At 39.6% G+C, this 23634-nt stretch carries 25 protein-coding genes; 8 read left to right on the top strand and 17 right to left on the bottom strand.

Features of this window, described 5'->3' with window-relative positions; genetic code table 11:
• Window positions 1-431: 431 nt before the first annotated feature.
• The gene (locus FOF60_RS11190; RefSeq protein WP_192473841.1) at window positions 432-1658 is read left to right on the top strand and encodes an IS4 family transposase; all 1227 of its coding nucleotides are present in this window, start codon (window positions 432-434) and stop codon (window positions 1656-1658) included.
• 478 nt (window positions 1659-2136) lie between these two features.
• Here the strand turns inward: FOF60_RS11190 and FOF60_RS11185 are convergent, their stop codons facing one another.
• On the bottom strand, window positions 2137-2559 hold the full coding sequence (locus FOF60_RS11185) for a hypothetical protein (protein WP_192473182.1): 423 nt from the start codon (window positions 2557-2559) through the stop codon (window positions 2137-2139).
• A 308-nt stretch (window positions 2560-2867) separates the two neighbouring features.
• Complete coding sequence (locus FOF60_RS11180; RefSeq protein ID WP_192473181.1) at window positions 2868-3218, bottom strand: nuclear transport factor 2 family protein; 351 nt, start codon at window positions 3216-3218, stop codon at window positions 2868-2870.
• Window positions 3219-3371: 153 nt separating this feature from the next.
• Between FOF60_RS11180 and FOF60_RS11175 the strand changes: the two genes are divergently transcribed.
• Window positions 3372-3560, top strand: coding sequence for a hypothetical protein (locus FOF60_RS11175; protein ID WP_192473180.1), 189 nt, complete (start codon window positions 3372-3374; stop codon window positions 3558-3560).
• A 320-nt stretch (window positions 3561-3880) separates the two neighbouring features.
• Here the strand turns inward: FOF60_RS11175 and FOF60_RS11170 are convergent, their stop codons facing one another.
• A complete protein-coding gene (locus FOF60_RS11170) occupies window positions 3881-4225 on the bottom strand; it encodes a hypothetical protein (RefSeq protein WP_192473179.1) in 345 nt (114 codons plus the stop codon).
• Window positions 4226-4438: 213 nt separating this feature from the next.
• Window positions 4439-4969 (bottom strand): nucleotidyltransferase family protein, encoded by a 531-nt coding sequence (locus FOF60_RS11165; RefSeq protein ID WP_192473185.1) that lies wholly within the window; start codon window positions 4967-4969, stop codon window positions 4439-4441.
• A 453-nt stretch (window positions 4970-5422) separates the two neighbouring features.
• Between FOF60_RS11165 and FOF60_RS11160 the strand changes: the two genes are divergently transcribed.
• A complete protein-coding gene (locus tag FOF60_RS11160) occupies window positions 5423-6079 on the top strand; it encodes a potassium channel family protein (RefSeq protein ID WP_192473178.1) in 657 nt (218 codons plus the stop codon).
• Between the two features lie 183 nt (window positions 6080-6262).
• Here the strand turns inward: FOF60_RS11160 and FOF60_RS11155 are convergent, their stop codons facing one another.
• Window positions 6263-7951, bottom strand: coding sequence for an NAD-dependent malic enzyme (locus FOF60_RS11155; protein ID WP_192473177.1), 1689 nt, complete (start codon window positions 7949-7951; stop codon window positions 6263-6265).
• Between the two features lie 252 nt (window positions 7952-8203).
• Here FOF60_RS11155 and FOF60_RS11150 point away from each other — a divergent pair, with 252 nt between their 5' ends.
• The 3 genes from FOF60_RS11150 to FOF60_RS11140 all read left to right on the top strand — a co-directional run bounded on the left by FOF60_RS11150 (window position 8204) and on the right by FOF60_RS11140 (window position 10252).
• Window positions 8204-8677 carry a hypothetical protein gene (locus FOF60_RS11150; RefSeq protein WP_192473176.1) on the top strand — a complete coding sequence of 158 codons (474 nt, stop codon included), beginning with the start codon at window positions 8204-8206 and terminating at the stop codon, window positions 8675-8677.
• Window positions 8674-9165, top strand: a complete 492-nt coding sequence (locus FOF60_RS11145) for a hypothetical protein (RefSeq protein WP_192473175.1) — start codon at window positions 8674-8676, stop codon at window positions 9163-9165. The genes FOF60_RS11150 and FOF60_RS11145 overlap by 4 nt, the downstream gene beginning before the upstream one ends.
• Window positions 9166-9253: 88 nt before the next feature.
• A complete protein-coding gene (locus FOF60_RS11140; RefSeq protein WP_192473174.1) occupies window positions 9254-10252 on the top strand; it encodes a DUF3231 family protein in 999 nt (332 codons plus the stop codon).
• Window positions 10253-10366: 114 nt separating this feature from the next.
• On the opposite strand, the gene helD is transcribed toward FOF60_RS11140, so the two are convergent.
• From helD to FOF60_RS11095, 9 genes are all read right to left on the bottom strand, one after another.
• A complete protein-coding gene (helD, locus tag FOF60_RS11135; protein ID WP_192473173.1) occupies window positions 10367-12694 on the bottom strand; it encodes an RNA polymerase recycling motor HelD in 2328 nt (775 codons plus the stop codon).
• Between the two features lie 266 nt (window positions 12695-12960).
• Window positions 12961-13149: a hypothetical protein gene (locus FOF60_RS11130; protein WP_192473172.1), complete on the bottom strand. Its 189-nt coding sequence runs from the start codon at window positions 13147-13149 to the stop codon at window positions 12961-12963.
• 63 nt (window positions 13150-13212) lie between these two features.
• Window positions 13213-13614, bottom strand: a complete 402-nt coding sequence (locus FOF60_RS11125) for a nuclear transport factor 2 family protein (protein ID WP_192473171.1) — start codon at window positions 13612-13614, stop codon at window positions 13213-13215.
• A 159-nt stretch (window positions 13615-13773) separates the two neighbouring features.
• Window positions 13774-14172 carry a cytidine deaminase gene (locus FOF60_RS11120; RefSeq protein ID WP_192473170.1) on the bottom strand — a complete coding sequence of 133 codons (399 nt, stop codon included), beginning with the start codon at window positions 14170-14172 and terminating at the stop codon, window positions 13774-13776.
• 191 nt (window positions 14173-14363) lie between these two features.
• Entirely contained in the window at window positions 14364-14831 is a 468-nt protein-coding gene (locus FOF60_RS11115; protein WP_192473169.1) for a UPF0158 family protein, read from the bottom strand.
• A gap of 130 nt (window positions 14832-14961) precedes the next feature.
• On the bottom strand, window positions 14962-15402 hold the full coding sequence (locus FOF60_RS11110) for a MarR family winged helix-turn-helix transcriptional regulator (protein ID WP_192473168.1): 441 nt from the start codon (window positions 15400-15402) through the stop codon (window positions 14962-14964).
• A 21-nt stretch (window positions 15403-15423) separates the two neighbouring features.
• Window positions 15424-15900, bottom strand: coding sequence for a glutathione peroxidase (locus tag FOF60_RS11105; RefSeq protein ID WP_192473167.1), 477 nt, complete (start codon window positions 15898-15900; stop codon window positions 15424-15426).
• 146 nt (window positions 15901-16046) lie between these two features.
• Entirely contained in the window at window positions 16047-16862 is an 816-nt protein-coding gene (locus FOF60_RS11100; RefSeq protein WP_192473166.1) for a PP2C family serine/threonine-protein phosphatase, read from the bottom strand.
• A complete protein-coding gene (locus FOF60_RS11095) occupies window positions 16855-17307 on the bottom strand; it encodes an HIT family protein (protein WP_192473165.1) in 453 nt (150 codons plus the stop codon). Before FOF60_RS11095 ends, FOF60_RS11100 begins: the two co-directional genes overlap by 8 nt.
• A 100-nt stretch (window positions 17308-17407) precedes the next feature.
• Between FOF60_RS11095 and FOF60_RS11090 the strand changes: the two genes are divergently transcribed.
• On the top strand, window positions 17408-17935 hold the full coding sequence (locus tag FOF60_RS11090) for an NUDIX hydrolase (protein WP_225650385.1): 528 nt from the start codon (window positions 17408-17410) through the stop codon (window positions 17933-17935).
• A gap of 70 nt (window positions 17936-18005) precedes the next feature.
• Here the strand turns inward: FOF60_RS11090 and FOF60_RS11085 are convergent, their stop codons facing one another.
• Window positions 18006-18422: a GNAT family N-acetyltransferase gene (locus FOF60_RS11085; protein ID WP_264647675.1), complete on the bottom strand. Its 417-nt coding sequence runs from the start codon at window positions 18420-18422 to the stop codon at window positions 18006-18008.
• Window positions 18423-18633: 211 nt separating this feature from the next.
• Window positions 18634-19146: a hypothetical protein gene (locus FOF60_RS11080; RefSeq protein WP_264647674.1), complete on the bottom strand. Its 513-nt coding sequence runs from the start codon at window positions 19144-19146 to the stop codon at window positions 18634-18636.
• A gap of 604 nt (window positions 19147-19750) precedes the next feature.
• Here FOF60_RS11080 and FOF60_RS11075 point away from each other — a divergent pair.
• Complete coding sequence (locus FOF60_RS11075; protein ID WP_192473164.1) at window positions 19751-21061, top strand: acetamidase/formamidase family protein; 1311 nt, start codon at window positions 19751-19753, stop codon at window positions 21059-21061.
• 172 nt (window positions 21062-21233) lie between these two features.
• On the opposite strand, the gene FOF60_RS11070 is transcribed toward FOF60_RS11075, so the two are convergent.
• Complete coding sequence (locus FOF60_RS11070) at window positions 21234-22631, bottom strand: LVIVD repeat-containing protein (protein ID WP_192473163.1); 1398 nt, start codon at window positions 22629-22631, stop codon at window positions 21234-21236.
• Window positions 22632-23634 lie beyond the last annotated feature (1003 nt).

Below are 23634 nucleotides of genomic sequence, written 5' to 3'. Positions count from 1 at the left end.
TGCCTTTTGTTGATCAGCTCCGTCTATAACTGGTTTGTATATGACGCTTCTCAAATCTCCAATTTCCGTTTCACAAACTAGTATTTTAAAAAGGTCTGTTCTAACTTATTGTTGATTTCACAGCATTTGAAAAATAAGCGGAAAATTTCCGCTTAAATTGGAAACAACCCTTGTTTTCTTAAAAATAAGGGTATTTTTTCCGCTTATTCAATCAAATTCGTTGGATTTTTTCATATTTTTATCAGTTAACCGGAATATCTCCGCTTATTTCTGCTATATTGAGGCATCTATATACAATAGCCCACTAGGCTTGCAAAGTTGTTCCAAATAATGGTATTCGAACAATAAAAGGTTTTAAACAGAAAAAATCCTCCTATGTAGAATGGTAACAACAAGTTGCCAAACACCTATTCTACAAGAGGAGGATTCCTATGAACTCAAAGAGTTCTATACCCAATCTAACTTTACCCGACTCAACTGTAGTTCAAAAGTGTTTGACATTGTTAAATCTTGTGAATTATCGTGACCCCTTTATGGACCATAGAGCACACAAACTTTTTTCTGGCCATGTTATTACCATGGCGGTGGAAGGAATGCTCATGAGACGTGAATCCTTATGGGATTTGAGTGAGAACCTCAAGTCCAAGAAGGTGTTCAAGGAACTGCTTGAGCTAAAGAGTATACATGGCTCTTCTATTAACAGAAAGCTTGAGAAGCTGCCAACCGGTCTCCTGCAGGAGACTGCATTTCGAATCTTTAAGCAGATTGACCAGCATCACAAGCGTCTGCCTGGCTTTGACAAGATAGGAAAGTTGGCCGCTGTAGACTCTTCTCAGTTCTCACTCCCTTCCAAGGCGGGTGAATGGGCTTATTCCACCAAGAAAAACAATGGAGTAAAGCTCCATCTCTGTTTGATTGTCGCGGATGAAAATACCTATTATCCTGGCAAATCAATTCTTTCTACTACCGGAGTAGATGACAAGGAAGTCGCCCTCGAACTAGTGGTCGATCAAGCTGTCACCTACATCTATGATCGAGGGTATATCAGTTATGGTCTCTATTCGGATTTAATTCAAAAGAACCTGAAATTTGTCGCCAGGGTAAAAATGAATTCAAAGCTGACAATCGTGAATAAGCATGACATTCATGACGAACCTAACATTGTTTTAGACGCCGAGGTTCAAGTCAAAAAGCCTAAAACGGAAGAGACCATTGCATTGCGTCTCATAGAGTTCCTTGATGACGAAAGCAATAAATACAGGGTAGTCACGAACCGACGGGACCTTACTGCGAGTGAAGTCGCGGAGATCTATCGCCAACGATGGAAAGTCGAGCTCTTTTTCAAATGGATCAAACAGCACCTCAAACTAGTGAAGTTCTACAGTCATAAAAAGGAGGCTGTCTGGAATCAGTTGTGGCTCGCCATGATTGCTTATGGGCTTTGCGAATTGGTCAGGATTCAGACAGGTTCTAAAAAATCCACGTGGGAAATACTCAAGTACCTTCGTCAATACTGGTATGACTCATGGGATTATTTTATGGAAGCCTTATTCAGGGAGCCGAGCAGAACATCCAAAGGAAGGCGAAAGAAAGGAAAACCCGGCCGGCCAAGAAAATATCCCAAGAAGTTGAAGACCGTCCAAATTGTCCAAAGATAAACGGATAATAAGGTGCTAACTAACTTGCTTGGTAACTTGTTGTTTTAACCAGGTGTTCCTTTTTTTGTTTCCAACGCTAACTAGCTAGGTAACTAAATTTGAAATTTAAACTAAAATTAACTAAATTTGGTGTCTCGTTGCAAAGCTAGTGACAATAGCCGGAAATTCTCCGCTTATTAATCTCTACACGAAAATTAACAATGGATAATAAACCCGAGTGATGATTTATCACAAAAATCTATGAGAGAAACAAATAAAAAACAAAAACGGAAACATAAATCGTATCCAGGCCTGCCAAGTAAAACTTTAGGTTTGATTTTTTCAACTTTGCCAGGCTGTAATTAAATAAAACATCATATTAAAATGAAGCAATAAACAATAATATAAATCTCTTCATTGCCGTATAGTAATTCACCCAAAAGACCACCTCGAAGTTACAATCAATAACATTTTGCTATCAGCTTGGTTCCGCTAGTTACTATTTTGCTTCTACTACGAAACTGCTATATTCCTCATCGTCAATCAATATATCAATCTTCCAAAGACCGTTTTGGTCAAGCCCAAACTTTGCTTCACTTTGCATACCCATAATTTCTTGCTGGTAAAGTTCCTTAGTTTCACCCGAATCTTTATGTGTCCCAATCATCTTATACTGTTTACCGGTTAAATCTTTGTTACTGTCCAAAAAATATAGCTTGTAATATCTCCCTTTTCCTGCTGGAAACTCAGGCTCATCGGTTTCTCCGTTCAATTTCATCATGCCAAACTGATCCTCTATCCCAAATAAGGTCTTACCATCATTGGTAAATGTAGTACTTAATCCCCAGTATGGTTCATCCCTGTTGGTACAAGCGTTCAGGATGAACAAAACTAAAACCAATAAGCTGATGCGCTTTTTCACTCGCTTCCACCTCACTTTTTTATAGAACCGTTGTGCCGCTCTCATTATATTCCTTCGCACATCCTGCGACCTTCCATGCTCAATTGCTTATATTAGCGAAGAACTCTCCCATATTAACTCCCAGATGATAGGTGTTAAGAATATAGTAGTAAGAACCGGATACTTTTTGGTCATTCTCTTCAGTGCTTTTGTAAAATCATCCATTCCCTCTGCCTCCCATTTGCCATCTTAAAGTAAAATATTACCAATTTACTATTACACAGATTGCACTTTTGCTCAATATGTTGTTATACCTGCTCCGCAAATTTTTAAATTGATGGGTCCGTTTTCGTTCCCTGGTGGAAAACCATTTTCCAAACTCCCTCATCTAGTTTCCAAATAGAACTCCGTAACGCATGCTGTTTCGTATCTTCATTAAAAGTCCGATATGTCGCCAGAACAATATTTTCCGATAAAGGGTGGATATCGAAATCGCTTAATGTAACTTTGATCATCCCAATTCCACCTTCAAAGTCTTCATCCTTATACAATACTCTCCCAGAACTGCCAAACTCAAAGAACTTATCAGCCAGTAACTTTTTCAGCTCCGTTTTGGATGATCGGACCTCTGCCGTTAATAATTTTTCCTCTAATTGTTTAATATGCTTTTTTAGATCCATAGATGACGTCTCCTTTACAATCAATAGAAGACTAATTCAACAAAGACATCGAATATCCTTCTAAAATGTAAAACAATGCCATTACTCGTTAAAAAGTGAAACCTCTGCACATTTGAATCGTATTAGGAAATATATAGAAAGGGGATGAACTTTATGAGTAATAAAGAAATGAAATGCTGCAGCTGCGGTGGAGACTCTTTCGTTCAAGCGATGGATTATATTAATCTCCGCCCAGTGGATAAAAAAATGGCTATCGGATCAGAAAGGGTCTATACAGTTTGTTTAGATTGCGGTGAAGTTGTTTCAATCAAGGTGAAGAATCCTGAGAAGTTACTTAAGTAACCATTCTGCTCATGAGCTTTGAGTTCTTTTTGCCCATCTTCGCTAAGAAAAGGCGTGGTATCAGGAAGCACTCATAGAAAGGATCTAATAAAAGGAGTTTTTCATTTATGAGGAATTTTAAGAAGAAAAACTTCTAAAAGGTTCAATAGACAGTATTAACCAATCAGTGCAGATGATTCGTTCATGAGGTTAAAAGATAAGATACTTTAAGTTAATATAGTGGTTAAAAGGAAACCGAAGAAACGAATCATCCAGTTGGAATAAACCAAAATGATAATTTTAAGTAACTTTTTCGATCTGTACTAAATCAATTAAAAATTTTAATTTTGTACCGTCTTTTCAAGAACATAAATGCGCTTGTCCATTTCAGTTAGTCGATTGTTCAAATAATCAACTTCAAAGTCTGTTTTCTTTTTACTCAATTTCAGTATACCGATCACATCCTCAGTTTGTGCCGCTTCTATTCGATCAACCGTTGCTTTGACCTCTTTAATGTCGGCTTGAACGACTTCAACGCTATTCTGTAAGTTGGTAACATTACCTTTCAAGGCACTTATGTCTTCTTTGACGTTCGTCATATCAGCTTTCAAAGTGCTCACATCTTCTTTTACACCACTTAGATCCTTTTGCATACTTAATAAGATATCTAGTATTTGTTTTTCCATTCTTCTCACCTCCTTTGAATAATAGTATATGACATTTTTGATTTTCTGTCTCCTCGCCAAACTATTAAGATAGAGACACTTCCAAAAAATCCGTCACAATACTGCCATAATATCCGCCCCCTTAAGAGAAAAAATCCGCTTGCCTACTATACTGGCATCCTGAATAAAAAGTTTCAGGAAGTATACTTTGCAGAGCTATTCGAAATGGGATTTTTACCAGGAGGGTAATGTTACATGATTCACTTTCACCATAGGCCATTTCGCTGTCCAATTCTTCTTGATCAGCCTCTCCTCGTAAATGGCAGCTCGTTCTTTCGTTTCTGTAAAAAAAGGCGTCGGCTTTATCTCCATATGAAGGACATCTTCCAATCCACATGGTGCGGTCATGACCAGCCTCTTCTCTTTGTCCAGCTTCACGCCCAGAGCTGTCGCGGTTTCCGGAAATTTTGAGATGGCATCTTCTGAAGATGTATAGGGAGGAATCTGATTGACGACATGCATCCTTGCCTGATTTTTAACGGACCAGGGAATCACAGGCATAAGGCTTTTCAACTCGTCCTCCAGTTTCTTTTCCTCATCTTCATTAATGTTGGCGGGATCAAAATAGATCACATCAACATCAGGTGTCATCGTGCGCTCCTCGAAACCATGCAGAGTGTCCCAAATTTTTGAGCGAACAAAACCAGCACAGATCCACCAGTCCGGCAAATCGAGAGTACTAGCTGTATGTATAATCTTCATCATGTTATCGTCTGATTGAATTAACTTTATTACATCTTCTTCGTTTTTCAGCAAAAGAATCACCCCATTTTATACGAACGTATATTCCTATATTAACACAATATAACGTTCGGGGAACATGAACTTTAATATGTATTTGTTCAAATAACTCTTATAGGGAAACATATTTAAATTATTCTTGGTTAAAATAAGTCATTATGGGATTTATCGTTGCACTACAGAAGACTCCCAAAACAGATTTGTATATTTTAGGATGGACTGGATTTTCAGTACTTTATGAATGGATTTATGTGAAAAATAACGCCTTAATCTATACAGGCTGGAAGCCCCAGTATCCTATTCCCGTGTACCGAGCAGCCCTTTTCTTTCATTTTCAAAAAATAAATATCAGGAATTGGCATATTAAAAATGTACCCTGTTAGTAGAATTTTCTTTTTAAATAGGAGGAAATACATAGTGAGAAAGTTAATTGCTGTGATCGGCCTTGGGGGTTTTGGAGGAAGCCTTGTCGAGGAATTTCATCATCTTGGATTCGAGGTTCTGGCTGTCGATTTGAAAGAGGAAAGAGTGAACAGATATAGCCAATATGCTACCCATGCTGTTGTGGCCAATGCTATTAACGAAAATAATCTGAAATCATTGGGGCTGAAGAATTTTGACCTTGTCATTGTATCCTTCGGCAGTAATATTGAAGCTAGTATCCTCACAACATTGTTGCTAAAGGACTTGGGTGTCAAACAAGTATGGGTGAAAGCATCAAGTGAGAACCATCAAAAGGTTTTAGAAAAAATCGGAGCCGATCGCGTCATTCACCCTGAAAGGGAAATGGCTAAGAGAATCGCTCACCATGTTACATCTGATAAGATTATTGATTTCATTGAGCTTTCCAAGAACCACAGCATTGCAGAAATAGTCTCTACAAAAAAGGTAACTGACAAAACATTAAATGAACTGAATGTAAGTGCCAATTACGGCTGTACGATCATCGGGATCCAGCGCGGAGAAGAATTTATTGTTTCCCCCTCAGCTGAAGAAGTCATCTGCACTAATGATATCCTCATCGTATTAGGTAATAATAATGAAATTCATGCGTTCGAAGATAAAGGGGTTTAATTTTGAAAATCCTAAAAAAGACAATGATTATTTGATTTCAAGTAGATTCAAAACAAAAAGTCATTCCTTACTCTCGAAGATTCCGAAAACATTCACCTTTCTCAACACAAAGCATATCTACACTAAACTAGTAAAAAGCAAATTAAGCACAGGGTCCCCCCTGCGCTCTTGTAATCCCAGCCATTAAATTTTAATACTTCTAATCTCCTTATACTCCGGTTTCCACATAGCATCTGCCACTGCCTTTTCGGCATCAGTGATATCTGCCCTTGCAACTCCCTCCTTGATAGCCGCTTCAATGACTGCCAGCGCGACTTTTTCGGATACTTCCTGTAATTTATTGATGTTAGGCAGGAGTGACGCGCCCGGCTGATCATTGCAGCACATGTCGGCAACAGCATCTGCAGCTGCGGTGAACATGCCTTTTGAAATGACTTCTGCTTTTGCCACGATGGCTCCGAGGCCGAGACCTGGAAAAATAAAAGCATTGTTAGCCTGGCCGATTTCATAGGAAACTCCGTTGTAATCCACATCCTCAAACGGGCTACCCGTTGCAACCAGCGCTCTCCCTTCTGTCCACTGGATCAAATCAGCTGGGACAGCCTCTGCCAGTGATGTCGGATTGGACATCGGCATGATGACTGGGCGCTCTGTATGGCTTGCCAACTCTTTGATAATATCCTCCGAGAAAGCACCGGCTTGTCCAGATGTACCAATCAGAATCGTCGGTTTCACCCTTTTGACCACTTCCATTAATGGGATAATGCCCTCGTCATTCCGTGCCCAATTTTCCACTTCATTAACTCCACGGACATATGGTTTTTGGAAATCCAGGACATCTCCATGTTCCTCCGTCAAAAGGCCCCTGTAATCCACTGCCCAGAACTGGTCATAAGCTTCATCCTTCGATAATCCTTCAGAAACCATGGCATCCACCATCTGATCAGCATTGCCAATTCCCGCAGCACCAGGCCCAAAGACAACAATCCGCTGATCCTTCAATGAACTCCCTGTCATCTTCAGGGCAGACTTGATGGCAGCGAGGGTGACAGCTCCGGTTCCCTGGATATCATCATTAAACGTGAGTATCTTATCTCCATACCTCTCCATGATTTTACGGGCATTCACATTGCCAAGGTCTTCCCAGTGCAGCAGGACATCAGGGTGAAATTTTCTTGCTGTTGAGACAAACGCATCAATGAACTCATCATAACGCTCTCCTCGTACCCGAGGGAACTCGTTTCCAATGTAAAACGGATCTTCCGCCAGAGCCTTGTTATTCGTTCCGACATCCAGCACAACTGGCAATACCCGGCTAGGATTGATTCCGGCAGCTGCTGTGTAGACAGCTAACTTACCGATCGAGATATTGATTCCTCCAATCCCCTGGTCTCCAATGCCGAGAATGCTTTCGGAATCGGTAACGACAATCAAATCAATTTCATTTTTGGCATGCCCGAGGTTCTTAAACGCTGTTTCAATCCCATCCTGGTCATCAATCGATAAATACAATCCACCTGGCCGGCGGTAAACCTGTGAATACTGCTCGATGGCCTCTCCGACAGTAGGAGTATAGACAATAGGAAGCATTTCACTTAAATGATCCTTAAGCAATCTGTAAAACAGGACAACATTCCGATTATACAAGTCATAAAGAAGTCCATTCTTAAATAAGTTGGTGGTCCTGATAGAATACTGCTCATAAACCCTTTTTACCTGTTCATCGAGCGTCAGTACCTGGGGCGGCAATAACCCTTCAAGTCCCAGCTCTTCACGTTCCTGTTTGGTAAAAGCCGTACCTTTATTCAGAAAAGGATTCGATAATAGCTCCTTCCCTCTTAACGTCGTCTGGATCACATTAGAATTGGACATCAATCTCCCCTCTTTCTTTTGTAAGCTGTTCTAAGTATGTATACCCTTTTCACAAATTGATAAAAGCGGGGGGTCTGTAGTCCTTTATCTACCCAGATTAAAACCAAGGATTTAGTTATAAGAGGGAAACATATTAGATTTATTTTTGGTGACAATAAGTCATTATGAGATTTATCGTTTTTACGAAGACTCCCTATCAATCAGGAAAATAGCCCAGCGATAAAGGAAATAGGCAAATAAGGAGATTCTTATATGATATTGTTCATTTATCTCTTATTAAACGGAGTCGCTTTACTCTTTTTAATTAAGAAAAAGAAAAATCTCCATATTCTTGAGCTCACGGCTTATTGGTTTCTCGCTTCTTACATTGCTCAGAATTTCTCTGCACTATGTTATATGAATTTTAAAACTCTATACATCCCTGAAAATTTACCGCTTGAAATGTCTCATTTTATTAGTCGAATCAACCTCTACCCGGTGATCATGGTTCTTTTTTTGGATTATTATTTGGTCACGGATTCATGGTACAAAAAGGGCTTTCTAATGATTTTGTTTGTAGCTATCTTAACAAGCGTAGAATGGCTGAACCATTTTTTAGGTGTATTGATTCATGTGAATTGGCAATTTTGGTGGTCACCATCCGTTTGGTTTGGGGGTCTCCTATTGCTTATTGGCTTTATGAAGGGATACCGAACTTTACTTTTTAAAGGAGGACATTATAAATGAATGTAAAGTACGATTGGAACGAATGGTACTTTCTGATTTCTTCGGTTGCAGCATTATTAACATTTTGGCCCATCCGAAAATACTTCAGGCCAGTAATTGTCCTTCTTATTTGGATGTATAACATATTCCTTGTTTCATCAATTGACTACTTCTTAATCGCAACCCCTTTTAAAGCTTACTATTTTGGTGATAATCCAACATACGAACTTTCCGGTGCATTATTCCATTTATTCATGTACCCTTGTGCATCCTTAGTATTTCTGTATTTTTACGATAAGTTTGAATTACACGGTAAAAAAACAGTTTTGTATATTTTAGGATGGACAGTATTTTCAGTATTTTACGAATGGGTTACTGTGAAAAATAACGCCCTAATATATACAGGCTGGAAGCTCTTGTATTCCATACCCGTATACCCAGCAGCAGCGGTGCTATTAATCCTTTTCTTTCATTTTATAAAAAATAAATATGAGGATTTGGCATACTAAAAATGTCCCCTTTATATGCTGTTCAGCCTTTAAGTATCAAATTTCCTCATTCAGCACATCATAAAAAAAACACTCAGGAGGCTTACCAATGCCAGAAAAAGCGCCGATAACTTCTTCTGAATTAGGGACATTATGGCTCACTTATCAGGAAAAAACGATGATTTTAAGAATGTTAGAGTATTTTATAGAGAAAGCTGATGACAAAAAAGCAAAGGAGATTATGACTAGTTTACATAGCGATCTTGAGCTTTATGTTGGAAAAATAATCGCCATTTATGAACAGGAAGGGGCCGTTATTCCCGTCGGCTACACAGCACAGGATGTGAATAAGGATGTCCCCAAGCTATTTGATAATGGTTTTGACATTATGTTTGTCCGATTAATAAATCAAATCAGCATGGGACTTCATTCATTGAATTTGACTATGACGTTTAGAGAAGATATTAATATTCTTTTTGAAGATCTTACCGCTCTTTCACAAAAGTATTATAGGATTTGTTCGCAGTATTTGCTTGAGAAGGGGCTTCTTGTCAGGACTCCTTTCGTTTCAATGCCAAAGTCAGTAGAGTTTGTAAAAAATAAAGACTACTTAAGTGCAAACAGCCTAAATCCCCTAACCCAGAAAAGGACATTAAACGCGGTTGAGGTGGCCCATCTTCATAAGGGGATTGAATCAAATCTTACAGGCTTACAAATGATATTAGGATTTGAACAGTGCGCCCATAATAATGAGGTGAAGAAATTCTTTCACGAAGGCGCGGAGCTGGCTAAAGGGATTATCAAAGAAGTAAGTGAACTAATGATTCAAGACGCACTCCCTGTTCCACAATCTCCAGGAGGAAATGCAACCCGTTCTACAGTCGCTCCATTTTCTGATAAGCTAATGATGTATTGTACCAGCCTGTTTTGCAGTTTTTCCCTGGGAAGCAACTCCCTTGGCACCGCTTTTAGTTTACGCAATGACCTGCCTGCAAAAATGTCCATTTTTACAAAGGATATTTTTGAATATGCCCATAAAGGGGCAAAAATCATGATTAAAAATGGATGGTCAGAAGAGCCTCCGCAAATGATTAGCCACAAACAATAGTTTATGAAGTGGTACAAGTTGATTATTGATCACCTTTCTAATGTTCCAATATGAAAAAGGGCAATATTCTACGATTTAATGCGTAAATACTGCCCTCTCTAGATGTTATTTTTTCTAAATCAACCCTTCACGCAATCCGTTTCGTATAAACGGACTTGGTTCTCCTACACTATATATCTGCAAATGATGCATCGCTCTCGTGCAGGCGGTATAGAATACTCTTCGCAGGCTCTCACTAGCATACACATTCTCCGATGCATCATAGATGATGACGGCATCGAATTCGATTCCCTTGGATAAATAGGACGGGATTACGACTACTCCTTGCTCGTATTCAATCGAGCTGCTTTTTATGAGTTTGATTCCTTCAATGCTTGCAAGGGATTGGTGCGCCTTTCGACTTTTCTCAGCCGATTTGCAGATGATCGCAATGCTCTGATAACCAAGGCTCCGTAACTGTTCCACTTTATCAGCAATACGTCTATGGAGCACATTGTGATTCACCACTTGTGTCAGCATCGGCCGCTCGCCATCCCGCTCAAATGGAATAATCCTCTCTCCGTTAGGCACAAGCGAACGTGTAAATTCAATAATCGGCTTTGTGGATCGATAGCTCCGCGACATGTTGATCACTTCAGTTTTATCCTGACCGTACAGGCTGGTGAGTGTATGAAAATCGACCACCTCGCTGGCATGAGCGAAGATCGCCTGGTTAAAGTCTCCGAGCACAGTCATATTTGCAGCAGGAAATAATCGCTTCAAAAATTCAAATTGAAATGGAGAATAATCCTGAGCCTCATCCACCACAATGTGTTTGATTGAGCTGTTGATCTGAAAGCCCATAATCAACTCTTTTAAAAGCAGAAATGGAGTAGCATCCTCATAATACAGCTTCCCTTCATCGAGCATCTTGGCCGTCGATAAGCAAATACCCTGCCATTCCTCTGGTACATCATAGTCCATCAACTTTTTCTGATTACTCCCAGTGAAAAGCTGCTTGTAGATTCCCTTGATGTTAACGAAGCGATAAGCCTTGATCATTTTACGCAATGGATTTAACTTCCGCCTAACAATCAGGCGTGCCAGTGCATCATCCTCGATTTCATAATCATGAATCGACTCACCTGTATATCCCCGTTTTTTCGCCAGATAGGCATGCGCCTTATGATACTCCTCATCACTAAGCAGTTCAATTTCATCCTGAACCCAAGGTTTAGTCCGTTCAAGCTTCTCAGCCTCAGCAATTTGTTTTAATAGCCAATCTCTTAATTTTTCAAGACGGCTGTGAAAACTGTTTGACGCCTCGCTTCTGTAAAACCTGTCTTCGATTTGCTGGGAAGTGACAATTGGCTCTCCCCTAAATCGGATGTTCTTGAAGACCATTCCAGAAACCTCGAGTGATTTCCTGTAGGATTGAATTGCCTCAAAAAAATGAATGGATGCTTTGAATTGAATCCCCGCTACCCTGGCTTTATACGTCTCGTCACCCTTAGCTGTTAAAACATATTCCAATTGCTGATATGGATTTTCGACTTCGAACTCATTACCCAGCCGATGATCCAGATATTCCTGGAATGTTGCCTGCTGCATATTCTCTTCTCCAAGTTCCGGAAGGACATTGGAAACATAACTGCTAAACATCGTATTCGGTGAGAACAGGATAATTTGATCGGAATTTAGTTGATCCCGGTATTTATAGAGTAAATAAGCAATTCGCTGCATCGCAGCCGATGTTTTGCCGCTCCCAGCCGCACCGTGAACAATCAAAAGTCTGCCGCGGTCATGGCGGATGATCCGGTTCTGCTCCTGTTGAATGGTTGCGACTATATTATGCATATGTTTATCGGTGCCTTTGCCAAGCACCTGTTGTAAAATCTCGTCTCCAATTGTAAGGCTCGTATCGAACATCGACTGCAAAACGCCGCCACGAATAAGATATTGCCACTTTTTCTCGAGTGTCCCTTCAACCGTACCTCCAGGTGTTTGATATTTTGCCGGACCAGGCTGATAATCATAATAAACACTTGAGATTGGAGCCCTCCAGTCATAGATCAAGAAATTTTCGCCTGCAGCATCAGTAAGCGAGGAAATACCAATATAGATTTGTTCTGGAGCCGAAGTACCTTCTTCTGTAAAATCAATCCGGCCAAAATAGGGAATCTCCTTCATTCGGCTTAGTGTAGCCAGACGCTTAGAAGAGTGCCTGTGTGTGCTCTGGCTAACCGATAGAGCCTGCGCTTCCTGCCTCAAACCAATGATTGTTTCTAGAAAATCATCAAAGGTATCCGTATTGACCTTCACTTCATCCCAAAAGTGCTTCCGGATGTGGACGACTTCATTTTTACGCCTGGAAGTTGCCTCTTCCACCCTATTCATCTCATCCGTAATGGCCTCCATCACACTGTTCAAACGCTTTTGCTCACGCTGAAGATCCAAACTCATTGCAACACCCCTAATTTTTTTGATAAAAGAGTTGACTTCCGTTTCGATTGCATTGTATAATTAAAATAGGGATAATTATATCGAACTCCAAATTAACAATGCGCATCTATATAAAGTTACCATATGATCTTATATTTTTCAATATGAAAAAGAGCAGTATTCTACGCCTTCACGCGTAAATACTGCTCTATTTTTGGCTATTTATCTTCGTCTTTTACAATTTTTTCTCCAAAAGTTTTATGAATACTTCATTCTGTTTCGTGCTCTTATGTATCTGATTTCTTCACTTTTTTCCAAATCAAGCTGGCGATCAATAGTACAACTCCAATGGAAGTACCAATAAGCTGATCTATTAATATATCACCAGTTTGGGAATACACAATGATCATTGTTCCGCCAAAGATTAAAATAATTAGTCCGGCTAACTGAATAAGATAATTTGCAGTAACTTTCAAGAATGCTCCTCCTCAAACACTTAAACATAATAGTTCTTTCAACAATAGCTTTATTTTTTCATGTTAGTCATCACCAAAAACAATCTTGTTGTTTTCTCTAATAACTTCGCTCAATTGCAATGGTGAAATAGTTCCTTGATGAAAATATAATTGCCATCTATCATCAATAAGTTTCCATATAGAGCTGCGTAATGTGTTACGGTCCCTGGTTTGATCAACAATAAAATAAGTAGATAAGACTACATCTTGTGCCAAAGGGTAAATTTTATAGTTATGCAGTGACATTTCAGTCAACACAACTCCAGTTTCAAGGCATTCTTTCTTATCAAACATATAGCCTGAACTGCCTATTTCAAAGAACCCGTCCGCGAGTATTTCATCCAGCTTTTCACGACTTGTTCGTACTTCAAGTCCTGTGTGACTCTCCTCCAATGCTTGTAAGTGTTTCTTTAAATTCTTCTCCATAAAACTGAGCACCCTTTATATTGAATATTGTCTCAATTGTACCATAATTAGGCATATCCTAGATGTTTCTTAAAGCAACATCCTTTACAAAGAAAACTAAAGAAAAAAGCACATCCTGATCTAATGATCAAAACATGCTCTCGTACTATTTATGAAAATTTACATATCCAAGTCTGTAAACGCGTATGGCAATAATTCTTTCAAAGCCAGCTCGCGGATTTCTTTTTTATCATTCGTTAAGTACACCGGCATATCTGGTGAAAAGAATTCCGCCATCACTTGTCTGCAGATGCTGCAAGGCGGCAGGAAGTCGGCTGTATCACCAGAGACGGCGATCGCCTCGAAGTCACCCTTCTTATAACCATTTGCCACAGCAGTAAAAATAGCCGTTCTCTCAGCGCAATTTGTCGCACCGAAAGATACATTTTCAACATTAACTCCGTTGTAAACGGTACCATCTTTTAGCAGCAAAGCTGCACCAACAGGAAATTTAGAATAAGGCGCATAAGCATTCTTTTTCGTCTGACGCGCACTCTCCACTAATTGTTCTTTGTTCATATTATCATTCCCTTTCCCATAAGAATGAACTTTTCACAGTCCCCTTTTACGCCAACCGAAAAGTTGGCAGGACTTCTAATATAATACTTGTGCTAATTTTTTGTCAATGGAAAAACGATGAACGAATTGATCTTTCAGCAAAAAAGAAAGGGTGATTACTCTTTTTATATGTAATCACTCCCTTATCATTACTATTCAATATAGTCTATTTTATTTTCTTGACACCAATCAATCGCAATTTGCTTATAACACTCGTCACGGTATGAAAACCATTGTTCTTCCATATCAAACTCTATTATTTTATCCTTAAACCTTCTAAAGGCACCATTTCCTCTGATTGTCCGTAATAAAGATTCCTGCATCTGCTGACCACGGACTGTTAAGCAAAAGTTTTCTATTATTTCATATTCATTTAACTCAAATTTAGTGGGTAACTCTATATAATGCTCAAAGTTTTCAACTACATCAATTGCAATCATTCTATTTTCTTGTTCCCATTCAGGTAAATGATCAAATGGTACTTCGTCTTCTGCAGCTCTTAAGTCTTCCGATGTTACCAACACGATTTCACCCGTTTTTTTATTTAATAATGAATGGGATTCTTCAAACTGTCCTTCCATTTCCTCAATTATATCATTAAGTTTTACTGGTATATTCACAATTAGATCACCTGTTTTATTTCTTAGTGCAGTCGTTTGATTTAGGACATTTCTACAAAAAGCATTTTTACGATCTAAATTAACTTTATGGTATAGTAGTTAAACCCGTTATTCAGATGGCGTGTATTTCTCATGACATATTATACGTATTCAATTTCCCCCGCAAAACGTTTAACTGCTTCATCAATTGCTCATACTCTTCGTACTCAATATTGCAAAGCTTCAATTCAGCAGCAATCTTCTGCACGATTTTCTCCTTTTGCTCAATCGCTTTTGGAAGAAGGGTGATGGAAACCTTCCGTTCATCCTCGGTTGAACGCTCCCTTTTCACCCATCCATTGGCTTCCATCCGTTTGATCATCGGAGTCAAAGTGCCAGTGCCGAGGTTTAACCTTTCGCCCAGCTCCTTAAGTGTAAGCCCATCCTTCTCCCAAAGAGCCAATAACGCCAAATATTGCGGATAAGTGAGCCCGAAAGCATCCAACGCTTTTGTATAAAGTTTGGTAAACTGGCTTCCCGCGTCATAGACAGCAAAGCACAACTGATTTTCCAATGTTAAAAAATCGTTCAAGTAACTCATCCTTCAAAATGCTTAGAGTAATTTAACAAGATCATTCTTAATTTTTTCTGGCTCAGTAGTTGGTGCGTAGCGCTTAACCACCTGCCCATTTCGGTCAACAAGGAACTTTGTGAAATTCCATTTGATATCCTTCGTCAGAACTCCGCCTTTTTGTTCTTTTAGAAAGGTAAAAAGAGGATCAGCTTTTGCGCCATTCACATCAATCTTCGCGAACATCGGGAATGACACACCGTAGTTCAACTGGCAAAACTCAGTCGTCTCCTCGATGTTATCAAACTCCTGGTCATTGAACTGGCCGCAAGGGAAACCCAAAATCTCCAAACCTTGCTCCTGATATTCATCGTACATTTCCTGAAGCCCTTTAAACTGGGGCGTCAAGCCACATTTACTTGCAGTATTGACAATTAACATTGGTCTTCCTTCAAAATCACTTAAAGTCTGCTCCTGCCCATTTGGCTTCTTTACCGTAAAATCATAAACAGTTTTCATTTATAGTCACTCCTCGGAATAATTAAATCGTGTACGATTAAATCGTAACAGATTCATTAATTTTTCGCAAAGATTTAGGAATGGAATTCTCATTAATAAAAAAAAACACAGGGTACATCCTGTGCTAGATTTATATATAAAGGTTATTATTGATCACTCGGCCGAGCAGCTTTCTTAATAACATCCACATTCCAGCTAAGGATGGTCGTACTGTCCCTGACATTTTGGTCCTTAATCTTCTCCAACATCAAATAGATGATGCTTTCATCCTCTTCAGTTTCAGAAAAGGATTGATAAATGTTGGCAGGGTCTGCGTAAGGTTCATTTGGGCATTCAATCAGCCCATCTGTGGTCAGTAAAAGCCGATTCTTCCCTGTTCTCAGTTCTCTTATTCCAACACTGTAGCAAGGAACATCCAATTCAAATGTATTGACCTCGCCAATCCACTCATAAAATTGTCTCTGGTTTAACTGATACTGCCCCATTGCAGCAAGTTCCTCGTGGAATAAATAGAGCACACAATCACCAACCGAAAACCACCATACATACTGATCCTTCCTGGCGACAATTAAGCAAGCTGTCTCACCAGTAACATTTCGGCAGGCTGACAGGAATTCTTCTGATAAAAATAGGCTTAATATCTTCTCTTCAATCTTTTTAAAAGTCAGGTGGTTTGCCGGCGAAGACAAGAGATGTTTTATAACAGCCTCCGCACTTTCAAATAGCTTAATAATCAACTCTGCACTTTCCGCAGTATTATGTGCGTCAAGTAGGATCGAAAACTCCCAATCTTGCTGCTCATTAAACCAAACTAAACATCCATCTTCATTCTTATATTGACCAGCGCTCGAATTGCCACCATACCGGCCAACCACAATTTTTCCATGACAAAAAGTCTCTTGCTGATCAATGAAATGTTCCTGACTCCCTACCCAGCTAAATTCCTGGCTGCTCTTATTCATCTGCAAGATTCTCTAAATATGTCCTGATGCGGGTACAAAGTGCAACCACATCATCGTTGTCACCCATTGGAGCACCTTCCCAATCATACACAGCATTCGGTCCCCAATATTCCTTAGGAGTGCCCGGATAGCGAGGAACCAAGTGCATATGTAGATGTGGCACCGCATCCCCCAACACATAGGAATAGATATGCTCAGCACCCTCACTTTCCATGAGAGCCTTGCTCACTTTAGCCATCGTCATGCCAAACACTTTTGCTTCCTCCATGTTCATATCCCCAAGTGTCGGAACATGCCTTTTTAAATCAATCATAATATGGCCTAAATAATTAGGATCCCCATTACGATCAATATGGCCAACATAAACATAATCATCCTCATAAATCGCCACACCAGAAGTCTGGATAGTGCCACTATGCTTGTTACAGATAAAACAATCGCTCACAAGAACCCCGCCTTTTTTGATATTTTTAAAAGTATAATATATTTACAGGAAAATTGGTATAATTTTCTAAGGAGAATTAAATGGTGGAAGGATGCTAGAGATGAAAACCATGTACTTCAAAATGACAATAGACGGATCCAACATGGATATTTATAAAAATACCATCGAGAGAATAGCAGTAAGAGCCATTATTATGAAGAATAATCACATTCTACTAGTTCAATCAAATACAGGGGATTTTAAATTTCCCGGTGGTGGAGTTGAAAAGGACGAAAGCCATGAGGAATGTCTGAAGAGAGAAGTAAAAGAAGAAACCGGGTATATTAATTGTATTGTCCTGGACAAGATTGGCACAATCATTGAACGGAAAAAAGATGACTTCGAAAAGGATGCATTATTTCAAATGACTTCACACTACTACCTTTGTGATCTCGTATCAGAAGAAAAAGATGAGTTGCAATTAGATGAATACGAAACGGTACTGGACTTCACTCCAAAATGGGTTACACTCGAAGAAGCCATTAAGCAAAACGAAAGCCTGATTGGCAAGTTTGGGCAAAACGGCTGGTTGAAACGCGAAACCTATGTATTAAAACAATTGGATGAAATGCAGTCTATCAATTGTTAAAAAAGATACCAGCAGAAGCAGGGAGTTTACCCTCTACTTATGCTGGTATCAAATTTTAATCTAATAGAGTTTAGGTCTGCTCATTTCTCAAAAGACTATAGACAATCAAATCCTCATAATGATCGTATAGAAATTGTCCCGCCCGTTTGATTCCTTCCTTTTTAAACCCTAATCTCTCAGGTATCCCCTGGCTTTTCAGGTTATTAGCTGCACATTGGATTTCAATCCTATTCATGGAATATCTGTCAAATAGCTCTTTAATAATACTCTTTAAACTAATCGTGATGATCCCTTTACCTTCACTATCCTTCGAAATGAAATAGCCAATGCTCGCGGCCCGATTCCCCCATTCAAACTGGACGCCTATCATGCCAACAAGATCACCATTATATCTGATAGCAACATCGAACCCGTGATTATTAGCCAGATTTTCTAACCAATACTTAATCACCGGCACCATATCTTCTGCACTTTTCCGTTTATCCACCCAGTAGCCATTGTCTTAAATGCTCTCGGTTGTTATCAATCAACTTAAAGATTTCCTCAGAATGATGCTGTTGCAATAATTCGAGACTTATAGAATCATTCACTCTAAAACTGAACATTGTTTTTCTCCCTTTTCATAAATAACTGCGTCCTGAGTCTGTAGTACGCTTGATTATTTTTAATATTATTGTTTAACAAAAGGAGCTATTTATTTAGCCACTTTTCTTCCTATTCCGCTTCTTTTTATTCTTCTGATGATAGATGATCGGTTCTTTAACTTGCTTACCTTCCAACAGACTCTCTTTTATTCTTAAAAACCACCTGACAATACCTCTATAAATTGGACCTGAAACGAAGATAAAAACTAGAAACAAAACAAAAAACATAACTGTTTCAATATTCGTCCCAAGGTTCTGAAGTCTAGGCAACAATATAAATGTCGGTATCAGAGCTAGAAAAGCATGAAATAACGGAAATCCAAGATAGCCAAAAGTTAAGCAGAACCCTATAACATTAAGAACACTTCTACGGTGGATCAGGAATAAAACCAGAACAACCAGGAAGCTGAGCATGGAGCCCGTAAGATTGTCCGCACTGCCAATCACTCCTGACCCTGTTAAAAGTCCAAATAATGATGAAATAGAAAAGATAAAAAGCAACATAACCCAAATCCAGATGAATACATAATAGACCGATTTGAAAAACGCTTTAAGGAAGGACTTCATTTCATAGCTCCTTATTAGAAATCAGGATATTATTACTCTGAAACCATATTAACATAATTATCCATTATGCATTTATCCAAAAAAAAAAGCACTTCAGGAAAAGTGCCAATTGTTCGCTCATAAATATATTTATCACAACTGTGTTTTCATTAGGCCGGCTATTTGTAAATCGTTTTGATAAGTTGATTTTTCTAACTGCTCAATGACTAACTCTTGCCGTTCAGATGGATGATTCTGACTGAGTTTAGCCTTTGCTTCGATTTTAGTAATATTGATTTTAATCGCAACAATGCCTTTACTCAGCCATATCTTGAATCGACATTTTTCAAATTGCATGGAATATCGGGCTTTTCAAATTTATTTACCATTTTATTTAAAGAATCAAATATTACCCTCTTCATTTTCATAATTTCCAAATTTGAAGATTACCGAAAGAAATTGAAAACATCACAATAAAGAACGTAAATGATTAAATAAAAAGCGCATTTTTTCAGTGGATTCTTTTACTCTTTCAAGATGTATTTACCAACCTTTAGAATGGCCTCTGCCCTAAAATAGGCCTATAATAAAGTTGTGACAGAAAATTCAGAAAGGGTGATTTACAGTGAGAGAAGCTCAGCAAACAGTTTATGTGAATGAGTTTACCAATGGAATTCTTGACCCTGAACAGGAGATGCTTGGCCCGGTAAAAAATGGCGGCCATATCATTGCCAACACGACGCCAGGATGCTGGGGTCCGATGATCACACCATGTATCCGCGGAGGACATGAAGTAACAAAACCGGTATATGTTGAAGGCGCGGAAGTAGGCGATGCGATTGCCATACGGATAAAGTCCGTTCAGGTCACTTCAATGGGAACTTCCTCAGGGAACGATTCACCTGTTGAAGGCAGGTTTGTTGGCGATCCTTTTGTCGCCGTTAAATGTCCCGGCTGTGGAGAGCTTTATCCTGAGACAAAGGTTGTAGGCACAGGTCCTGAATCCGTTCGCTGCAGCAAATGCGGTACAGATGTAACCCCTTTTGTTTTTACAAATGGCTATACGATCGCGTTTGACTCCAACAGACAGGTGGGTGTCACTTTACATAAAGAAGCAGCCGAAGAAGCCGCCAGCCAGGGTCGAGCATTTATGAACACACCGGAAAAATCGGTACAAAACCCAATTGTCGCTTTCGCCCCTCATGACCTGGTTGGAACAGTCGCAAGGCTTCGTCCTTTCCTTGGCCAGCTGGGAACAACTCCCGGCAGAGCCTTACCGGATTCTCATAATGCAGGTGACTTTGGCCAATTCCTTGTTGATGCCCCTCATGAATACGGAATTACTAAAGAGCAGCTTGCAGACCGCACCGATGGCCACATGGACATAAACAGAGTCCGTGAAGGCGCCATCCTGATTTGCCCTGTAAAAGTAGAAGGCGGCGGAGTGTATATCGGGGATATGCATGCCATGCAGGGAGACGGTGAGATTGCAGGACATACGACAGATGTATCAGGCATCGTCACCCTCCAAACAATCGTTATAAAAGGGTTGAACATCGATGGCCCAATCCTGCTGCCAGTTGGCGAAGACCTGCCTTACCTGGCAAAGCCAATTACGAAAAAAGAAAAAGAATCTGCACAAAACGTAGCCAAACAATGGGGAGTGCGCAAGCTAGAGGAATCACAGCCAATCTCCTTCATCGGTACTGGAGCCAACCTGAATGAAGCAACCGAAAATGGATTACAACGGGCAGCCGAAGCATTCGGAATCACAGTTCCAGAAGTCATGAACAGAGCCACCATCACAGGCTCCATCGAAATCGGCCGCCATCCAGGAGTCGTCACCGTAACCTTCCTGGCACCAACCAGTTATCTTGATCAAATTGGGTTGACGCATTTGGTTAGAGATCATTATCGTGAGCTTTTGGAAAAATAGTTTCTTTGTCTTAAACTGCACCCTGTGGAGCCGACTTGTTGCACAGGGTCTTTTTAATACAAATATAGTAGAATATAAAAAAGATGACCCCTGCCGAAAACAGAGATCATCTCCTACTTCACCTAGTATTTTCTAAAAAGATCAGCCATTTGGTCATACTTGCGTTAGTGCTTTATCTTAACCCTGTTCCTTTCTTCTGAAGTACCTTCAACCCTTGGCCCATATCTGAAGCAAGGATATAATTACGGTCCACAAATACTCCCCAAACGTTTGCTTTATCAGATACATAAGAACCGACTTCTACTGGATTGCTAGGATCGGTAAGGTCGACCATTCGAATACCGTCTGAGTAATGGGACAGATAAAGAGTATTTCCTCTGACTTTTGGATCGTGTACTGTATAGGTTCCAGGCTGTCTTTCGCCTGCTTTAATCTGAACCGCTGAATTCAATGTACGGAATGTGCTCAGCAACACCGGGTTGCTTTTATCCTTAATGTCATAGACTCGGACATAGCCCCATCCTCTTTCGAATGCTGGATCATGTGGATCAGGATTAAATACTTCCCTTGTTTCGATGAGAATATTTCCTCCATGAGCAAGTGCAGCTGAATGGGCAGCTCCCTGAACATCACGCTCAAATTTAGTACGGCCTACGAATTTCGGGTTTGCCGGATCTTCAATATTTAAGATGATTGTTCCCAGATCCCAATAAGACAGATATGCATACTTACCCGTCTCGTCCGCAATTACACTGTGAAGGAATGCAGTCCTTGACGCTCCCGTCTCATCCTTGTATGTATAATTGCCATCAAAAGCACCGCCTACCTCTGTTGGATCCCAATTGGACAACTCTTTTGGCTGGGTTGGATCCGTGACATCGACAATGGAGAAGTCATGCACTTCTACTCCCTGTTCCTTATATCTTTTTGCTTGATAGTTAGTTGCCAGCAGGATCAAACGGTTGTTTTGCTCCGTCAACCAGAATTCATGCGTGCCAGTTGGCAGGTTGGAAGGAGTTTTCCAAAAACCTAATTTCTTAGGTGACGCAGGATTTGTGACATCATAAAGTACAACTCCGCCATTAGGAGACGTTTCACCTTCATAGCCATATCGTTCCTTATCAACTCGTTGAACACTGATGGCAGCTATATCCCCTTTAAAAGAAGGAGTACTGACAGAGCGGACAATGACTTTTTCTTGCCATGTTCCTGGAATATCATTTCCGATGACGGCTACTTCCTTAGGATTTGCCGGGTCCTTCATGTCAAAAATTCGGACTCCCTCGTTTGTCATCTTCCCTCTGTGAGTTCCCAGATAGGCATATCCTTTATGGGCAAAAACATCAGCAGTGGTCACTGACGATCCCTTCAACTCTTTTAAAGGTACTGCAGCAGTTTCCTGCAGATTCATGAAGTTTTTTGAGCCCTTCACAAGAGGAATTCCGCCAAATGTGGAAACTCCAGCTTCAATGTAACTTTTTTGCCCATCCTCACAGGCCCAGGCAAGACTTGTTCCTGCTAGAGTGATGGCCAGAGTTCCGGCAAGAACCTTTGAAGATAATTTAAACATTATAAAACCTCCTTTTCCTATCTAATTACTAAGAATATAGTAGAAACAGATTCTGTAAAAGTTTACAAAGAACTAATTTATTGATGATGTAAAATTAGGAAACATCTCCTAAAAATGATAATAATTATATTTAAACAACTCTATTTGTCATATTTTTATTGGGAAAAAAACAGGAACTGTAAACTTCGATAAACCAATACGTTTCTCTTTTAAAAAAAGCAAAAGGCTTATTAACCTTTGCTTTATATTAAATCCGAAATTAATGCGCATTTTCGTTTACTGCCCAACTAAGTGATAAATCACTATTGACCGTTCTATTTGTAGTATTTATAATACTCTAAGTTTAAAACTTTACTAGCATGCATCCTATATCGATTAATATATCTTCTGCTTTCTAACTAATTCTTTTCTTTTTACGCTTCTTTTTGTTTGTCACTGGGTAGAGGAGTAACAGGTTCTAATGGATCCTTCTTTTCCAGTAAGCTCTCTTTCTCTTTAAAATACCACTTGATAAATCTTTGATAGAAAGGACTTACAACAAAGAAAAAGACGAGGATTAGAACAGCCTCCAATAATTACTTCGTGAATCCATCCGTTATCCTCGAATTTAAACAGCAATAGAAAAGTCGGAACCATAGCCAGCATAGCATGCAATACAGGATATCCCATAAAGCCAAAAGTCAAACAAAAGCCAATTACATCAAGGACGGTTTTTCGGTTAATCAAGAATGATACAAGCACAATCAGAATACTCACCAGCGACCATATTAAGTTATTTGCATTTTCAGGCACCCCAGGTTGAATGATGAATCCTGATAAGGCTGAAACGAAATTGAATGAATCCTATTATCCAACCAAATACAAATATGTAACCTACACCTTTAAAAATACTTTTAAAAAACGCCATCCTACTTCTCCCCAAGACCTTTTTTGATACCAACAGTCATTTAAAATTGTTCCGATGCCCTTCTAAACATCTTAATGATGTTAGATAAAAAGAACA

Origin of the sequence: Mesobacillus jeotgali (assembly GCF_014856545.2) — a bacterium.
Classification (GTDB): Bacteria; Bacillota; Bacilli; order Bacillales; family Cytobacillaceae; genus Mesobacillus.
This window is presented reverse-complemented; position numbering and strand designations above follow the sequence as displayed.

What these genes read in the sequence shown, in the direction of transcription:
- FOF60_RS11105 (WP_192473167.1), bottom strand. Translation starts at nt 15,900, where the DNA reads ATGAAAACTGTTTATGATTTTACGGTAAAGAAGCCAAATGGGCAGGAG.
- FOF60_RS11170 (WP_192473179.1), bottom strand. Translation starts at nt 4,225, where the DNA reads ATGGAAAAACAAATACTAGATATCTTATTAAGTATGCAAAAGGATCTA.
- FOF60_RS11145 (WP_192473175.1), top strand. Translation starts at nt 8,674, where the DNA reads ATGAATGTAAAGTACGATTGGAACGAATGGTACTTTCTGATTTCTTCG.
- FOF60_RS11155 (WP_192473177.1), bottom strand. Translation starts at nt 7,951, where the DNA reads ATGTCCAATTCTAATGTGATCCAGACGACGTTAAGAGGGAAGGAGCTA.
- FOF60_RS11100 (WP_192473166.1), bottom strand. Translation starts at nt 16,862, where the DNA reads ATGAATAAGAGCAGCCAGGAATTTAGCTGGGTAGGGAGTCAGGAACAT.
- FOF60_RS11180 (WP_192473181.1), bottom strand. Translation starts at nt 3,218, where the DNA reads ATGGATCTAAAAAAGCATATTAAACAATTAGAGGAAAAATTATTAACG.
- FOF60_RS11090 (WP_225650385.1), top strand. Translation starts at nt 17,408, where the DNA reads ATGAAAACCATGTACTTCAAAATGACAATAGACGGATCCAACATGGAT.
- helD (WP_192473173.1), bottom strand. Translation starts at nt 12,694, where the DNA reads ATGAGTTTGGATCTTCAGCGTGAGCAAAAGCGTTTGAACAGTGTGATG.
- FOF60_RS11080 (WP_264647674.1), bottom strand. Translation starts at nt 19,146, where the DNA reads ATGAAGTCCTTCCTTAAAGCGTTTTTCAAATCGGTCTATTATGTATTC.
- FOF60_RS11070 (WP_192473163.1), bottom strand. Translation starts at nt 22,631, where the DNA reads ATGTTTAAATTATCTTCAAAGGTTCTTGCCGGAACTCTGGCCATCACT.
- FOF60_RS11175 (WP_192473180.1), top strand. Translation starts at nt 3,372, where the DNA reads ATGAGTAATAAAGAAATGAAATGCTGCAGCTGCGGTGGAGACTCTTTC.
- FOF60_RS11140 (WP_192473174.1), top strand. Translation starts at nt 9,254, where the DNA reads ATGCCAGAAAAAGCGCCGATAACTTCTTCTGAATTAGGGACATTATGG.
- FOF60_RS11190 (WP_192473841.1), top strand. Translation starts at nt 432, where the DNA reads ATGAACTCAAAGAGTTCTATACCCAATCTAACTTTACCCGACTCAACT.
- FOF60_RS11120 (WP_192473170.1), bottom strand. Translation starts at nt 14,172, where the DNA reads ATGAACAAAGAACAATTAGTGGAGAGTGCGCGTCAGACGAAAAAGAAT.
- FOF60_RS11150 (WP_192473176.1), top strand. Translation starts at nt 8,204, where the DNA reads ATGATATTGTTCATTTATCTCTTATTAAACGGAGTCGCTTTACTCTTT.
- FOF60_RS11165 (WP_192473185.1), bottom strand. Translation starts at nt 4,969, where the DNA reads ATGATGAAGATTATACATACAGCTAGTACTCTCGATTTGCCGGACTGG.
- FOF60_RS11125 (WP_192473171.1), bottom strand. Translation starts at nt 13,614, where the DNA reads ATGGAGAAGAATTTAAAGAAACACTTACAAGCATTGGAGGAGAGTCAC.